Genomic DNA, 16,132 nt, shown 5'->3' on the forward strand with positions numbered 1-16,132 from the left:
GGTACGGGCCGTTACCAGAGTCGGCCGATGGTCGTAATCTATCGGTGTGAATGCTGTCATCGGGTTCTGGTTCGCGCTGCCGCCGCAGGTGCGCGACCCGGTGCTGTTCGCCATCCCGTTCTTCCTGTTGCTGTTGACCATCGAATGGACCGCGGCCCGCAAGCTGCAGCGCAGCGAGGCCTCCCAGACCAACGAGGAGCGGCCCGAATCCGGCGCGTACCTGACCCGCGACTCGTGGACGAGCATCTCGATGGGCCTGGTCTCGATCGCCACCAGCGCCGGCTGGAAGGCGTTGGCCCTGCTCGGCTACACCGCGATCTATGCCTACCTGGCGCCGTGGCACCTCTCGCCGGCCAAGTGGTACACCTGGGTCGTCGCGCTCGTCGGCGTCGACCTGCTGTACTACGGCTACCACCGCATCGCGCACCGGGTCCGGCTGATCTGGGCGACGCACCAGGCCCACCACTCCAGCCAGTACTACAACCTCGCCACGGCGGTTCGCCAGAAGTGGAACAACAGCGGCGAGGTGCTGATGTGGGCTCCGTTGCCGCTGTTGGGGCTTCCCCCCTGGATGGTGTACTTCAGCTGGTCGCTGAACCTGATTTACCAGTTCTGGATCCATACCGAGCGCATCGACAAGCTGCCGCGGCCGTTCGAATTCGTCTTCAACACCCCGTCGCACCACCGGGTGCACCACGGGATGGACCAGCTCTATCTGGACAAGAACTACGGCGGCATCCTCATCATTTGGGACCGGCTCTTCGGCAGCTTCCAGCCCGAACTGTTCCGCCCCCATTACGGCCTGACCAAGCAGGTCGACACGTTCAACATCTGGAAGCTGCAGACCCGCGAATACGTCGCCATCGCCCGCGACTGGCGATCGGCGAACCGCCTGCGGGATCGGCTGGGCTACGTGTTCGGGCCGCCGGGCTGGGTACCGCGCGGGGCGGAGCGGACCGACGGCGCTGTGCCACTGGTCACGCCGGGGTAACGCCAGCGCCGTCAAGTGCGAAAAGATCAACGAGGGGTGAGATCAAGCCGTAACGTCACCCTTCGGGTCGGCATTTCACGGAGGGATCGGAGCTCATCATGCGCCGCCTGGCACTGCACGCATTCGCCGCCTCGGCATCCGTCCTGGCAGTCGCATCGTGGCTGCCGCCCCTGCCGGCCAAAGCGGACCCCCCGGTGGTCTTTCCCGGCATGGAGATCCACCAGGACAATCGCCTGTGCACCCTCGCCTACGTCGACCCGGGCCTGAAGATCGCGTTCACCGCCGGGCACTGCCGCGGCAGCGGGGTCGTCTACGACCGCGAACACAACGTCATCGGCCGTCAGGCCACATTCCGCGACAACACGCCCAGCGGCACCACCGTGGCCACCGACCAGTCGATCAACGATTACGAGGCGATCGTGCTGGACAGCGGCGTGACGGCCAACAATGTGCTACCGGGCGGGCGTCCGCTGGAATCCAACCCGGCCCTGGCGCTTGCGCCGGGCCAGGCGGTGTGCCATTTCGGCGTCGTCACCGGCGAGACCTGCGGCACCGTGGAAAGCGTCAACAACGGCTGGTTCACCATGTCGCACGGTGTCCAGAGCCAGCGGGGCGATTCCGGGGGACCGGTGTACCTGGCGCCCAACGGCGGCCCGGGGGAGATCGTCGGGATCTTCAACAGCGTCTGGGGCGATCTGCCCGCGGCCGTGTCGTGGCGGGCCACCTCGGACCAGGTCCGCCAGGATCTCGGGGCGACGCCCAACCCCCGCTGATCCCGCCTACCCGGCCGGCTTGAGCACGAACACCGGAATCGAGGGCGCGCCGGCGAGCAGCTGCTCATCCGTGGAATCCGGCGTCAACCCGCCGACATAGTCCTTGACCTGCCAGTACCAGCGGGCCAAATAGCGCCTCAGCACCTCGGGCTTGGCCGCGTCGCCCACCTCGGTGACGTGGGCGCGTCGCCGCCGCCAGCGCGGACCAACCTCGACGACGCCCGCCGCCCTCACGTTGCGGGCCCACTGCGTGTTGCCGCGCGGGGAGACCAGGTAGTCCACGCCGTCGACGGTGAGCAGGTTGATCACCACCGCACGCGCTTTCCCGCTCTTGCGGCCACGGACGCGCAGCGCCCGGGTCCCGGCGATGCTGATGCCCAGCTCGGCGAGCCAGCGGATCACCGCGTTGCCGGCGCGGGCAACGCGACCTGGTTCTTCGTAGCGCGTGGCCATGGTGCGTCCTCTCCTGGGGATTCGAGAGCGGTGCTCTCTGTGCCGGACACGCTGCCACAGTCGCCGGCAAAAAGCAAGAGCGGTGTTCTCGGTTGTGTCACACTGGCCGCGTGGGCAAACGCCAGGAGTCGCGGGAGCAGATCGAGGCGCGAATCATCGAACTCGGGCGCCGCCAGCTGGTGGAAGCCGGCGCCGCCGGGTTGTCGGTGCGCGCGATAGCCCGCGACCTGGGCATGGTGTCCTCGGCCGTGTACCGGTACGTGTCCAGCCGCGACGAGCTGCTGACCCTGCTGCTGGTGGACGCCTATTCCGACCTGGCCGACAGCGTGGACCGGGCCCGCGAGACCGCGGGTGAGGCGTGGAGCGACGACGTCATCGCCATCGCGCGGGCGGCCCGGGCGTGGGCCGTGGCCGACCCCGCCCGCTGGGCCCTGCTGTACGGCAGCCCCGTCCCCGGCTATCACGCGCCCGCCGAGCGCACGGTTCCCGCCGGCACCCGCGTCGTGGGCGCGTTCTTCGACGCCGTGGCCGCCGGCATTGCGACCGGCGATATCCGCCTGACGAATGACCTGGCGCCGCAACCGATGTCGTCCGACTTCGAACGCATTCGCCACGAGTTCGGGTTTCCGGGCGACGACCTGGTGACCGCCAAGTGCTTCCTGCTGTGGGCGGGCGTGCTGGGCGCCATCAACCTCGAGGTGTTCGGGCAGTACGGCGCCGATACCCTGACCGACCCGGCGGCGGTGTTCGACACCCAGCTGCGGCTGCTGGTGGACGTGCTGACCCAGCACTGACCCGGCACTGGCCCAGCGAATTAGAACGTGTTCACCGCCCTTTTTGCACAGTCGACCCTGCCGCTCGCGGCAAAGCCTTGCCGGCCCTTTCTGGAGGCCGGCCGGCTGGGCTATCCTGCGAGACGATGACCCTTTCCACTCAATCGCCGACGCAGATCGCCTGGGTCACCCCGGACCTGGATGCCACGGAAACCGCCCTCACCGGCCTGTTAGGCGTTCGGAAGTGGGTGCGGATACCCGAGGTGCACTTTGCCCCGGACAGCTGCAGCTACCTCGGCAGGCCCGCCGATTTCGTCGCCAGCATCTCGCTGAGCTACCTCGGAGACATGCAGTTGGAGCTGATCTCACCGGTCCACGGGAAGAACATCTATAGTGACTTTTTGCGCGAATCCGGGCCCGGTCTGCACCACATCTGCACGGAGGCGCCGAGCCCGGAGGCATTCGACGCAGCGTTGGCGGAGGCCGCCGCGCAGGGCGCGCCAGTCGTGCAGCAGGGCGTGATGCCCGGCGGCATCCAGTTCGCCTACGTGTCGGCGCGGCAGGCCGGTGTGCCGTATCTGGAGATCGCCTACGTCACACCGGAGATGAGGGCGTTCTACGACTACATCAAGCAGGAGCAGCAGCAATGAGCACCGAGATCCCGGCAACTGTCAACGCGGACACGGTGTCCTCCTGGTCGGACGAGGTCGACGTGGTGGTGATCGGCTTTGGCATCGGCGGCGGGTGCGCGGCGGTCAGTGCCGCGGCCGCGGGCGCGCGGGTGCTGGTGCTCGAGCGCGCGGCCGCGGCGGGTGGCACCACTTCCCTTGCGGGGGGCCACTTTTACCTCGGCGGCGGGACCGCCGTGCAGGAGGCCACCGGCCATCCCGACTCGGCCGAGGAGATGTACAAGTATCTCGTCGCGGTGTCACGGCAGCCGGACCACGACAAGATTCGCGCCTACTGCGAGGGCAGCGTCGAGCATTTCAATTGGTTGGAAGACTTGGGTTTTCAGTTCGAGCGCAGCTACTTTCCGGGCAAGGCGGTGATCCAGCCCAACACCGAGGGGTTGATGTTCACCGGCAACGAGAAGGTGTGGCCCTTCCTGGAGAAGGCGGTCCCGGCGCCGCGCGGCCACAAGGTGCCCGTGCCGGGCGACACCGGCGGCGCCAGCATGGTGATCGACCTGCTCCTCAAGCGGGCCGCGAGCCTCGGCGTGCAGGTGCGCTACGAGACCGGTGCCAGCCAGCTGATCGTGGACGACGCCGGGGCCGTGACCGGCGTGACGTGGAAGCAATTCTCCGAAACCGGTGCGATCAAGGCAAACTCGGTGATCATCGCTGCCGGGGGCTTCGTGATGAACCCGGACATGGTAGCCAAATACACCCCGAAGCTGGGCGAGAAGCCTTTCGTGCTCGGCAACACCTACGACGACGGCCTGGGCATCCGGATGGGCGTCTCCGCGGGAGGCGCCACCCAGCACATGGATCAGATCTTCATCACGGCGCCGCCCTACCCGCCGTCGATCCTGCTCACCGGGATCATCGTGAACAAGCTCGGGCAGCGGTTCGTCGCCGAGGACTCCTACCACTCGCGCACGGCCGGATTCATCATGGATCAGCCGGACAGCGCGGCGTTCCTGATCGTCGACGAGGCGCACCTGGAGCATCCCAAGATGCCGCTGGTGCCGCTGATCGACGGCTGGGAGACCGTGCCCGAGATGGAAGCCGCGCTGGGCATCCCGCAGGGCAACCTGGTCGCGACGCTGGACCGCTACAACACCCATGCCGCCCACGGCGAGGATCCCGATTTCCACAAGCAGCCGGAATTCCTTGCGGCGCAGGACAAAGGGCCGTGGGGCGCGTTCGACATGTCGCTGGGCAAGGCGATGTACGCCGGATTCACCGTCGGCGGGCTGGCCGTGTCCGTGGACGGGCAGGTGCTGCGCGACGACGACAGCGTGGTGCCCGGCCTGTACGCGGTGGGGGCGTGCGCATCCAACATCGCTCAGGACGGCAAGGGTTATGCCAGCGGGACGCAGCTGGGCGAGGGCTCGTTCTTCGGGCGCCGCGCCGGAGCGCACGCGGCTGCGTCGAGCCTGTAAATCCGCAGGGAAAGCGCGAGTAAACCCCTGCGGATTTACAGGCTCGCCGCGCCTTCGCCGAAACTCGCCGGCCTAAACCCCGGCCGGTTCCTTCGCCACCGGGCCCAGGCGCCATTCGCCACCGCCGAGCAGGTGCAGCTGTTGCGCATGGTGCTGCTCGACGGTGGGCCGGTGGCTGACGCTGACCAAGACGGTGTCCGGCAACTCGGTGCGCACCAGCTGGTACAGCGCGAACTCCAGCCCCTCGTCCAGCGCCGAGGTGGCCTCGTCGAGGAAGACCGCCTTCGGCCTGGTCAGCAGGATGCGGGCGAAGGCGACACGCTGCTGCTCACCGGGGGACAGCACCTTGGCCCAGTCCTGCTCCTCGTCGAGCCGGGCCGCAAGCGGCGCCAATGCCACCTTCGTCAGCACGTCGTGCAGCTCGCCGTCGGAGACGTCGCCCGGCTCGTTGGGGTAGCACACGACCGTGCGCAGGCTCCCCAGCGGCACATAGGGCAACTGCGAGAGGAACATCGTGGCGTTGTCGCCCTCGGGACGACACAAAGTCCCCGAGGCGTACGGCCATAACTCGGCCAGGCTGCGCAGCAGCGTGGTCTTGCCGGCGCCCGAGCGCCCGGTGATCACCAGCGAGTCACCGTCGTCGAGCGCCACATCGAGCGGGTCGATCAACTGGTCTCCGGCCGGCGTGCGTACCTCGACACCGCGCAGCTCGACCGTCGCCTCGTCGCTCGGCTTGACCAGGATCGTCGGCAGCGCGCGGCCCCGGCTGTTGGCGTCGACGAGCCCGTGCAGCCGGATGATCGCCGCCCGAAAGGCGGCGAACGCGTCGTAGTTGTTACGGAAGAACGACAGCGAATCCTGAATGTTGCCGAATGCCGTCGCGCTCTGGCCGACATCGCCGAAGTCGATCCGGCCGGCGAACAGCCGCGGCGCCTGGATCACCCACGGCAGCGGGACGATGATCTGCGACATCGACCAGTTCCACCCGTTGAAGATGATGGTCCGGCGCACGAACTTGCGGTAGTTGGCGATGATCGGGGTGAAGCGCCGCCACAGCTGCGCCCGCTCGACCCGTTCGCCGCGATAGAAGCCGACGGCCTCGGCCGCGTCGCGCAACCGCACCAGCGCGTAACGGAATGCGGCGTTGAGTTTCTCGTTGTTGAAGCTCAGCCAGATCAGCGGATGACCCAGCCAGACCGCGACCACGGTCGCGACCAGCACGTAGACCAGGACCGTGACGAACATCGCGCGCGGCAACTCGAAGCCGAAAAGATCCAGACTCCCGGAGAGCTGCCACAGGATCGCGGCAAAGGAGATCACCGAGGCCACCGCGTTGACGGCCCCGAACAGCAGGGTGCTGCCCGTCCCGTTGGACGGGATGTTCGGGGTGCCCCCGGCGTTGGCGGTGAAGATGTCGATGTCCTGCTGGATGCGCTGGTCCGGGTTGTCGATGGTGTTGTCGATGAACAGGTCCCGGTAGTAGGCCTTGCCCTCCAGCCAGTCGTCGGTCAGGTTGGCGGTCAGCCAGACGCGCCAGGCGATGATGAATCGCTGGGTCAGATAGATGTCGATCATGAACCGGATGACATACAGGGTCGCCAGCACGCTGAAGATCCCGATCGACATCCAAAAGCCATGAATACCAGACTGTTTGACGTTGGCGTCGTCCGCCGCGATGCCCTGCACGGCCTTCTGCACCGCCGTGTACAGGTCGTTGCCCTGGTAGCTCAGCAACACGGTGAGCCGCACCGCGAGCAGCACCGACAGCAACAGCACGCCGAGCATCGCCCACACCTTGACGCTGGCCCGGCCGACGAAGTATCCGCGGGTGATCCGCCAGAACTGCCGGCCCCACGGCGTCAAATACCGGAACGCCACGAGCACGGCGAGCAGACAGACCGCGCCGATCGCCCAGGCTATGGCGACCCACCGCAGGGAATCGATCGGTGCCGCCGACCAGTTGATCGACGGCGTGAACGGCTTCGGGCCCATGGTCGATGTCTCCTTAAGGTCGAGGCCTGACACGAAATCCTTCGGCGAAGGTACCCGAGGGATTGTCGATAGGCTGCCTGGATGAGCATCGACGCTCCGTCCAGCCAGACCGTACATGCCGGCCGACTCATCGCACGCCGGCTCAAAGCCAGCGGCATCGACACCGTGTTCACCCTATCGGGCGGCCACCTGTTCTCCATCTACGACGGGTGCCGCGACGAGGGCATCCGGCTGATCGACACCCGCCACGAACAAACCGCGACCTTCGCCGCCGAGGGCTGGTCGAAGGTGACGAGGCTGCCCGGGGTGGCGGCGTTGACCGCCGGGCCGGGCGTCACCAACGGGATGAGCGCGATGGCGGCGGCGCAGCAGAACTCCTCGCCCCTGGTGGTTCTCGGCGGGCGGGCACCCGCGGGGCGCTGGGGCATGGGCTCGCTGCAAGAGATCGACCATGTGCCGTTCGTGGCGCCGCTGGCCCGATTCGCCGCCACCGCACAGTCGGCCGACGACGCCGGCCGGTTGGTCGACGAGGCGTTGCGGGCGGCGGTCGGCGCCCCGTCCGGTGTCGGGTTCGTCGACTTTCCGATGGATCACGCCTTCTCGATGTCGGACGACCCGGAAATTTGGGCCCGGCCCGGCGCGTTGGGCACCGTGCCGCCCGTCCCGGCCCCGGACGCCGTGGCCCTGGACCGTGCCGTCGGCCTGTTGGCGGCGGCGCAGCGGCCGGTGATCATGGCGGGCACCAACGTCTGGTGGGGACACGGCGAGGCCGCGCTGCTGCGCCTCGCGGAGGGGCTTCAGATTCCGGTGCTGATGAACGGGATGGCCCGGGGTGCGGTGCCCGCCGACCACCCGATGGCCTTCTCACGGGTGCGCGGCAAGGCCCTGGGCGAGGCCGACGTGGCGCTGATCGTCGGCGTGCCAATGGATTTCCGGTTGGGCTTCGGCAAGGTGTTCGGGCCGGACACCCAGCTGATCGTGGCCGACCGCGGCCAACCCGTCCGCGAGCATCCCCGTCCCATCGCCGCGGGCCTGTACGGCGATCTGAGTTCGATCCTGTCGGCCCTCGCCGCGACACCTGGTGCCGCACACCAGGATTGGGTCGCCGGGCTGCGCACGGCCGAGACCGCGGCGCGCGCCCAGGAGAAGGCCGAGCTGGCCGATGACCGGACCCCGCTGCATCCGATGCGGGTATACGCGGAGCTGGCGCCGCTGCTGGACCGCGACGCCGTCGTCGTGATCGACGCCGGCGACTTCGGGTCCTATGCCGGCCGGGTGATCGACAGCTACCTGCCGGGCTGCTGGCTGGACAGCGGCCCGTTCGGCTGCCTCGGGTCGGGCCCCGGCTACGCGCTGGCCGCCAAGCTGGCCCGGCCGGACCGCCAGGTCGTGCTGCTGCAGGGCGACGGCGCCTTCGGCTTCAGCGGGATGGAATGGGACACCCTGGCCCGGCACGGCGTGCCGGTCGTGTCGGTGGTCGGCAACAACGGGATCTGGGGGCTGGAGAAGCACCCGATGGAGGCGCTGTACGGCTACTCGGTGGTGGCCGAATTGCGTCCGGGCACCCGCTACGACGAGGTCGCGCGCGCCCTCGGCGCCCACGGCGAGCTGGTGTCCGCGCCCGCCGAGCTGCGGCCCGCGCTGGAGCGCGCCTTCGCCAGCGGCCTACCCGCAGTCGTCAACGTGCTCACCGACCCGGCCGTCGCCTACCCCCGCCGATCCAACCTGGCCTGATTCCTTCGGGCCGCGAGCGTGCGTAGTTGCATGCGTACGCCCGGCGTGTCGCGGTCAAACATCCACGCTCGCGGGTGATTGGGGCTCGCGTACCGTTGACCTGTGCCAAAGACCACCCGGACCCAACCCGGCCGCCTGAGTAGTCGCTTCTGGCGCCTGCTCGGCGCCAGCACCGAGAAGAACCGCAGCCGCTCCCTCGCGGACGTCGACGCCTCGTCGGAATTCGACAAGGAGGCCGCCGATCTCAGCGACGAGAAGCTGCGCAAGGCGACCGGGCTGCTCAAGCTGGACGACCTCGCCGAGTCCGCCGACATCCCGCAGTTCCTCGCGATCGCCCGGGAGGCGGGCGAGCGGACGACGGGACTGCGCCCGTTCGACGTCCAGCTGCTGGGCGCGTTGCGCATGCTGGCCGGCGACGTGATCGAGATGGCCACCGGTGAGGGCAAAACCCTGGCGGGCGCGATCGCCGCGGCCGGATACGCCCTGGGCGGGCGGCACGTGCACGTGGTGACCATCAACGACTACCTGGCGCGCCGCGACGCCGAATGGATGGGCCCGCTGCTACAGGCCCTGGGGCTGACGGTCGGCTGGATTACCGCGGAGTCGTCGAGCGAGGACCGCCGCGCCGCCTACGGTTGCGACGTCACCTATGCCTCGGTCAACGAGATCGGCTTCGACGTGCTGCGCGACCAGCTGGTGACCGACGTCGACGACCTGGTGTCACCCAACCCCGACGTGGCCCTCATCGACGAGGCCGACTCGGTGCTGGTCGACGAGGCGCTGGTGCCGCTCGTGCTGGCCGGCACCACGCACCGCGAGACACCGCGGCTGGAGATCATCAAGCTGGTCGGCGAGCTGGACGCCGGGACGGATTACGACACCGACGCCGACAGCCGCAACGTCCACCTCACCGACGTCGGCGCGCGCAAGGTGGAAAAGGCGCTCGGCGGCATCGACCTGTACTCCGAGGAGCACGTCGGCACCACCCTGACCGAGGTCAACGTCGCGCTGCATGCGCACGTGCTGCTGCACCGCGACGTGCACTACATCGTGCGCGACGACGCGGTGCACCTGATCAACTCCGCCCGCGGGCGCATCGCTCAACTGCAGCGCTGGCCCGACGGCCTGCAGGCCGCCGTCGAGGCGAAGGAGGGCATCGAGACCACCGAAACCGGCGAGGTGCTCGACACGATCACCGTGCAGGCGCTGATCAACCGCTACGCCACCGTGTGCGGCATGACCGGCACCGCGTTGGCCGCCGGCGAGCAGCTGCGCCAGTTCTACAAGCTCGGCGTGTCGCCAATCCCCCCGAACGAGCCCAACATTCGCGAGGACGAGTCCGACCGGGTCTACATCACCGCCGCCGCCAAGAACGACGCGATCGTCGAGCACATCGCCGAGGTGCACGAGACCGGGCAGCCGGTGCTGGTGGGCACCCGCGACGTGGCCGAGTCCGAGGAGCTGCACGAGCGCCTGCTGAGGCGCGGCGTGCCCGCGGTGGTGCTCAACGCCAAGAACGACGCCGAGGAGGCCAAGGTGATCGCCGAGGCCGGCGAGTACGGCACGGTCACCGTGTCGACCCAGATGGCCGGGCGCGGCACCGACATCCGCCTCGGCGGGTCCGACGAGGCCGACCACGACCGCGTCGCCGAACTGGGCGGGCTGCACGTGGTCGGCACCGGCCGCCACCACACCCAGCGGCTCGACAACCAGCTGCGCGGCCGCGCCGGACGGCAGGGCGACCCCGGGTCGTCGGTGTTCTTCTCCAGCTGGGAGGACGACGTCGTCGCGGCCAACCTCGACCACAACAAGCTGCCCATGCAGACCGACGACGACGGCCGGATCGTCAGCCCCAAGGCGGCCGGCATGCTCGACCACGCCCAGCGGGTCGCCGAGGGTCGGATGCTCGACGTGCACGCGAACACCTGGCGCTACAACCAGTTGATCGCGCAGCAGCGCGCCATCATCGTCGACCGGCGAAACACGTTGCTGCGCACCGCGACCGCGCGCGAGGAACTTGCCGAGCTGGCGCCCGACCGCTACGAGGAACTGTCCGAAGACATCTCCGAGGACCGCCTGGAGAAGATCTGCCGGCTCATCATGCTGTATCACCTCGACCGGGGCTGGGCCGACCATCTGGCCTACCTCGCCGACATCCGCGAAAGCATCCACCTGCGCGCGCTGGGCCGGCAGAACCCGCTCGACGAGTTCCACCGGATGGCGGTCGACGCGTTCGCCTCCCTGGCCGCCGACGCCATCGAGGCGGCGCAGCAGACGTTCGAGACCGCGAACGTGCTCGAAGAGGAGCCGGGGCTGGACCTGTCCAAGCTGGCGCGGCCGACGTCGACGTGGACCTACATGGTCAACGACAACCCGCTGTCGGACGACACCCTGTCGACCCTGAGCCTGCCCGGGGTGTTCCGCTGACAATCGGTCCCGACTGCGGACCGTGACCTTGCTGCGTTGAGGTCACGGCTGGGCGTTCGCGTTCTGCGTGGTGCAGAATAACGCTGGTGCTGCGCCGAATACCCAAGCTCAGCGGGATGGCGGCTGTCGATGGTTTTCGATGAGCGCCTGCTGATTCGGGCCGCCACCGTCGACGAACTGCTCTCCGACGCGTTTGAGCAATTGCCTGTTCAGCAGAGCGACACCGACTTGGCCACGCGTCGTCTCGCCGCATGGTGCCGATCGTCCGCCGGTGGCGACGTGTCACTGTTCGCCAGGCGGCTGCAGCGCGACGGGCTGTCGATCCAGGACGTGCTGGCAAAATTCGCGACAGTTCGCCGCGATCCGCGCCTGCCCGCACCGCGCTGGGTCGAGGACGCGGGCTGGATCGCCGAGGCGTTGCAGGACTCCCGCGAAACCGCGTGGCACACCGCGCTTCCCGGCACGGAGCCGTGCGCCTTCGCGGAACTGCTGGAACCGGTCGTCCGGGAGGCGGAGCGCATCCTCTGGTCGGGTGTGGGCGACGGCGTCCGAAGCGCGCTGGACGACGGCGCGCGCGCAGGCCTGCGCCGCTCGCTGACAGCGCGGCTGTCGGACCTTGCGGCAACCGCGCTGTACGAGCGTTTCGTGAAAGCCCGCGATGACGGCGGGCCGAGCGGCTGCTATGACCGCTTCGTCCGCGGCATGAAGGCGGGCGGATGGCGTCGGCTGTTCGACGAGAAACCGGTCCTGTTGCGGCTGATGGCCTCGCTCACCCGGCAGTGGATCGACGCGGCACGGGAACTGGTCGTGCGGCTGGACGCTGACCTGCCGGCGATCCGGCGCGACTTGCTCGAGTCGGCCCCGCCGTGCCAGGTAACCAGCATCGAGGGCGACCTCTCGGACCGGCACAACTTCGGCCGTACCGTAACGGTCATCGGCTTCCGGGACGGCTCACGGGTCGTGTACAAGCCCAAGGATTTACATGTCGACGCGGCGTGGCATGCGCTGATCGAAAGACTGAACTGCCGTGCTCCGGTCGAGCTGCGGGCCGTGGGCGTTCTGGCGCGGCAAGGTTACGGCTGGACGGAATTCATCGATCACACGAGTTGCGTTGATAGACATGGCTTTCAGCGATACTTCCGGCGGGCTGGTGCCTGGCTGGCGCTCTTCCACTGCTTCGTCAGCGTCGACATGCATCAAGAGAACATCATCGCCTGCGGAGAACACCCGGTACCGATCGATCTGGAGATGATCCTGCAGCCGGCCGAGCCGTGGGGCGACACCGATGCCGAGGGGGATCAGGACGCATTCGGTGCGGCAATGGCCAAGGTCATGAATTCGGTGGTGATGGTCGGCGTCCTTCCCACGTACAGCTGGGATTCCAATGAAACCTTCTCGATGGGCGCGGTGATCTCGAATTCCGCGCCCCAAACCAGCCTCACGTGGAACGACGTCAACTCCGATGCGATGCGCCCCGCGAAAGTTGTCCGGACCGATTCGACCATCCCAAATCTGCCCCATATCAACGGGTCTCATTCCCGGCTGGGCGGTTACGGCGACGATTTCACCTCGGGATTCCGCGACTACGCGCGGTTCCTTTCGCGGCAGCGCCCGGACGAGCTGTTCGAGGGCTTTGCCGGCCTGCCGATCCGGAGGGTCGTACGGCCGACGAGGTTCTACGGCATGTTGCTGCAGCATCTGCAGGATCACCGTGCCATGGACGACGGTGTCGGGTGGTCTGCGCAGGCGGACTTCCCGGCGCAACTGGCGGACTGGGAGCACGACGTTGACCCCGCGTGGCCGTTGCTGCGCGCCGAGCGCGCGGCTGTCGTGAACCTGAATGTTCCGCACTTCGTGATGGCCGGCGACGGTCACAGCATCCGAGACGCGCAGGGCACCTCGATTCCGCAGGGAACGACGCCGGGCCTGGATCGGGCGCGCGCCCGCGTGTGCAGCCTCGACGACGAGGAAATCGCATGGCAGACGGAACTCATCCGGCAGAGCATCGCCACGCTCGAGCGAGCTGCCGCGAAGCCGGGTACCGCCCAGCTTGACCCCGCGAACGGGCTGTCGGCCCCCGATGTCTTCGCCGCCGAAGCCGACGCGGTTGCCCGAACGCTGTCGAAGCACGCCGTGCGCAAGGGGCCGGGCGCGGCCTGGATCGGCCTCGACTGGCTGGGCGAGTCCGAGTTGTCGCAGCTCGTCGTGCTCGGTCCAGACCTTTACAAAGGCGCAGGTGGCATCGCGGTGTTTCTTGCCGCGCATGCCGCCGTCACGAGCTCCACCTCGTCGAGGGCCCTTGCCGGCGCCGCGCTGTCCCGGCTTCGGGGATTCTTGCGAGGGCCCAGCCCGGAGCGCGTCGCCCGCCAGGTCGGTATCGGCGGTGGCGTTGGCCTCGGATCGATCGTGTACGGCCTCGCGGTCATCTCGGCGCTGCTCGACGACGACGATGTGCTCCTCGATGCTCACGCCGCGGCGGCGTTGATCACCCGGGAACTCATATCGGCAGATCGCCGGCTCGACGTCCTGGGCGGCAGTGCCGGCGCCATCCTCGGTCTGCTTCGGCTGTATCGCCAAACCGGGTCCGGCGACGCGCTCGAGCGCGCGACCAACTGCGGCAGGCACCTGCTTGCCCAGCGGCGCGCCGGGCCGCCGGGTGGGCGGAGCTGGGCGCCGCCCGGTTCCGACGCACCCCTCAACGGCATGTCGCACGGCGCGGCGGGCTACGCATACGCTATGGCATCCCTGGCCTCGGCCACCGGGCATGACGAGTTCGCAAGCGCCGCAACCGAATGCATCACCTTCGAGAACGCCTCCTTCGACGCCGACCGCCGCGATTGGCCCGACCTGCGGGGCGGGCGAACCAAGTGGTGTTATGGCGCGCAGGGCATCGGGCTGGCGCGGGCCGCCATGACCCGACGCCCAGTAACGTCGAGCGGAGTCCTGCGCACCGACGTCGAGAACGCCGTTGCGGCTACCGAGCACGAATGGCCGGGCGCGACCGACGCGCTGTGCTGCGGCACGCTCGGCAGCATCGAGTTCCTGTACGAGGCCGGCGGCGTCCTCGGGCGCGACGACCTTCGCGAGCTGGCCTCGCGGCGGCTGCTGTCAGTGATCGAAACCGCCCGGTCGACCGGTGACTACCGGTGGACCGGCGGGACCACCAGCCGCTTCAATCTCGGCCTTTTCCGGGGCATCGCGGGCGTCGGCTACACGGTGTTGCGGCGGATCGAGCCCTCGCTTCCCAACGTCTTGATCTGGGAATGAAATGATCTGGCGGTCGGCGGCCTCGCGTCGGTGGCCCCGCCGCCGCGGTCGGCTTCGGGCCCGGCGTTCGACTAATGTCACGGCTCATGGAGCCCGTGCTTCCGCCCGATCGGGTGTTGACGGTGCCCAACGCGCTGAGCGCCGTCCGGCTGTTGCTCATCCCGGTGTTCGTCTACGTGCTGCTGTTCGCCCACGCCAACGGCTGGGCGGTGGCGATCCTGATGTTCAGCGGGGCCTCCGACTGGGCCGACGGCAAGATCGCCCGCACGCTCAACCAGTCCTCCCGGCTCGGCGTCCTGCTGGACCCGGCGGTGGATCGGCTCTACATGGTGACGGTCCCGATCATCTTGGCGATCGGCGGGATCGTGCCATGGTGGTTCGTCATCACGCTGCTGGCGCGCGACGGGCTGCTGGCCGCGACGCTGCCGGTGCTTCGCAGTCGCGGGCTGTCGGCGCTGCCGGTGACCTACGTCGGCAAGGGCGCCACCTTCGCGTTGATGGCCGGCTTTCCGTTGGTGCTACTGGGCACGGGCGGCGCGGAGTGGAGCCGCGTGGTGCGGGCCTTCGGCTGGGGCTTCCTGGGCTGGGGCTTGTACATGTACCTGTGGGCGTTCGTGCTGTACGCGGTGCAGATGACGTTGGTCGTGCGCCGGATGCCCAAGCTGAAACAGCCTGCGGGCAGTCATGACTGACGCGGACCGCCTGCTCGGCGGCTACGACCCCAATGCGGGCCGCAGCGCCCACGCCGCGGCGCGGCCGCAGCTGATCCCGGTGCCCTCGCTGCTGCGTGCCCTGCTCTCGGAGCACCTGGATCCCGGCTACGCCGCCGCCGCGGGCAAGCGTGACGGCTCGGAACCGCGGGGGCGCGAACGCGCATTCGGCTGGCTTTGGCAGGCCCTGGCCGCGCTGCTGATCGCCACGGTGTTTGCCGCCGCCGTCGCGCAGGCGCGCTCGGTGGCGCCCGGCGTGCGCACCGCGCAACAGCTGCTGTTGGAAAGCGTGCGTTCGTCGGAAGCCGCCGCGGCCAAGCTGGGCCAGGAGCGCAGCGCGCTGTCGACCCGGCTCGACGACGTGCAGCGACACGCGCTCGCCGAAAACGCCCAGGGGCAGCGGCTGCTGGCCAGTCTCGACGCCCTCGGGCTCGCCGCGGCCAGCAAGCCGGTCATCGGTCCCGGCCTCACGGTGACCGTGACCGATCCCGGTGCCGGCCCGAACCTTTCGGACGTGTCCAAGCAGCGCATCAACGGCAGCAGGCAGATCATCCTGGACCGCGACCTGCAGCTGGTCGTCAACTCGTTGTGGGCCAGCGGCGCGGAAGCCATCTCCGTCGGCGGGGTCCGGATCGGACCGAACGTCACCATCCGGCAGGCCGGCGGCGCGATCCTCGTCGACAACAACCCCACCAGCAGCCCCTACAAGATCCTGGCGGTCGGGCCGCCGCATTCGATGCGGGACGTCTTCGACGGCAGCCCCGGCCTGCAGCGGCTTAGGCTGCTGGAGGCCTCCTACGGCGTCGTCGTCACCGTGGACGTCGCCGACGGCCTGTCGCTGCCGGCCGGACCGATCCGGGATGTCAAGTTCGCCAAACAGATTGGGCCCTAGTGAGAGAGCTGTTCGG

The 16,132-nt window shown here is 68.7% G+C and carries 12 protein-coding genes; 10 read left to right on the top strand and 2 right to left on the bottom strand.

The annotated features are described in order from the left end of the window. The first annotated feature begins 46 nt into the window (after nt 1-46). Both AC5Y5E_RS24700 and AC5Y5E_RS24705 read left to right on the top strand, forming a co-directional pair. On the top strand, nt 47-991 hold the full coding sequence (locus AC5Y5E_RS24700; RefSeq protein WP_499905785.1) for a sterol desaturase family protein: 945 nt from the start codon (nt 47-49) through the stop codon (nt 989-991). Between the two features lie 98 nt (nt 992-1,089). Continuing rightward, nucleotides 1,090-1,764: an Rv1815 family serine proteinase gene (locus AC5Y5E_RS24705; RefSeq protein WP_499905787.1), complete on the top strand. Its 675-nt coding sequence runs from the start codon at nt 1,090-1,092 to the stop codon at nt 1,762-1,764. Between the two features lie 6 nt (nt 1,765-1,770). On the opposite strand, the gene AC5Y5E_RS24710 is transcribed toward AC5Y5E_RS24705, so the two are convergent. Further along, nucleotides 1,771-2,217 carry a nitroreductase/quinone reductase family protein gene (locus tag AC5Y5E_RS24710; RefSeq protein WP_499905789.1) on the bottom strand — a complete coding sequence of 149 codons (447 nt, stop codon included), beginning with the start codon at nt 2,215-2,217 and terminating at the stop codon, nt 1,771-1,773. A gap of 110 nt (nt 2,218-2,327) precedes the next feature. Between AC5Y5E_RS24710 and AC5Y5E_RS24715 the strand changes: the two genes are divergently transcribed. From AC5Y5E_RS24715 to AC5Y5E_RS24725, 3 genes are all read left to right on the top strand, one after another. Continuing rightward, nucleotides 2,328-3,011 (top strand): TetR/AcrR family transcriptional regulator, encoded by a 684-nt coding sequence (locus tag AC5Y5E_RS24715; protein ID WP_499905791.1) that lies wholly within the window; start codon nt 2,328-2,330, stop codon nt 3,009-3,011. Nucleotides 3,012-3,136: 125 nt separating this feature from the next. Further along, nucleotides 3,137-3,640, top strand: a complete 504-nt coding sequence (locus AC5Y5E_RS24720; protein ID WP_499905793.1) for a VOC family protein — start codon at nt 3,137-3,139, stop codon at nt 3,638-3,640. Then, on the top strand, nt 3,637-5,094 hold the full coding sequence (locus tag AC5Y5E_RS24725) for an FAD-binding protein (RefSeq protein ID WP_499905794.1): 1,458 nt from the start codon (nt 3,637-3,639) through the stop codon (nt 5,092-5,094). The genes AC5Y5E_RS24720 and AC5Y5E_RS24725 overlap by 4 nt, the downstream gene beginning before the upstream one ends. Nucleotides 5,095-5,166: 72 nt before the next feature. Here the strand turns inward: AC5Y5E_RS24725 and bacA are convergent, their stop codons facing one another. After that, nucleotides 5,167-7,086 (bottom strand): vitamin B12 ABC transporter pemease/ATP-binding protein BacA, encoded by a 1,920-nt coding sequence (gene bacA / locus AC5Y5E_RS24730; protein WP_499905796.1) that lies wholly within the window; start codon nt 7,084-7,086, stop codon nt 5,167-5,169. A gap of 81 nt (nt 7,087-7,167) precedes the next feature. Here bacA and AC5Y5E_RS24735 point away from each other — a divergent pair, with 81 nt between their 5' ends. The 5 genes from AC5Y5E_RS24735 (at nt 7,168) to AC5Y5E_RS24755 (ending at nt 16,116) form a co-directional block, all read left to right on the top strand. After that, complete coding sequence (locus tag AC5Y5E_RS24735) at nt 7,168-8,820, top strand: acetolactate synthase (protein ID WP_499905798.1); 1,653 nt, start codon at nt 7,168-7,170, stop codon at nt 8,818-8,820. A gap of 102 nt (nt 8,821-8,922) precedes the next feature. After that, nucleotides 8,923-11,247, top strand: a complete 2,325-nt coding sequence (secA2, locus tag AC5Y5E_RS24740) for an accessory Sec system translocase SecA2 (RefSeq protein WP_499905800.1) — start codon at nt 8,923-8,925, stop codon at nt 11,245-11,247. Between the two features lie 129 nt (nt 11,248-11,376). Beyond that, on the top strand, nt 11,377-14,514 hold the full coding sequence (locus AC5Y5E_RS24745) for a type 2 lanthipeptide synthetase LanM family protein (RefSeq protein ID WP_499905801.1): 3,138 nt from the start codon (nt 11,377-11,379) through the stop codon (nt 14,512-14,514). Nucleotides 14,515-14,600: 86 nt separating this feature from the next. Continuing rightward, nucleotides 14,601-15,206, top strand: coding sequence for a CDP-alcohol phosphatidyltransferase family protein (locus AC5Y5E_RS24750; RefSeq protein WP_499905803.1), 606 nt, complete (start codon nt 14,601-14,603; stop codon nt 15,204-15,206). Beyond that, the gene (locus AC5Y5E_RS24755) at nt 15,199-16,116 is read left to right on the top strand and encodes a DUF881 domain-containing protein (protein ID WP_499905804.1); all 918 of its coding nucleotides are present in this window, start codon (nt 15,199-15,201) and stop codon (nt 16,114-16,116) included. The genes AC5Y5E_RS24750 and AC5Y5E_RS24755 overlap by 8 nt, the downstream gene beginning before the upstream one ends. Nucleotides 16,117-16,132: the final 16 nt, after the last annotated feature.

Source organism: Mycobacterium sp. NGS54, from assembly GCF_059812465.1.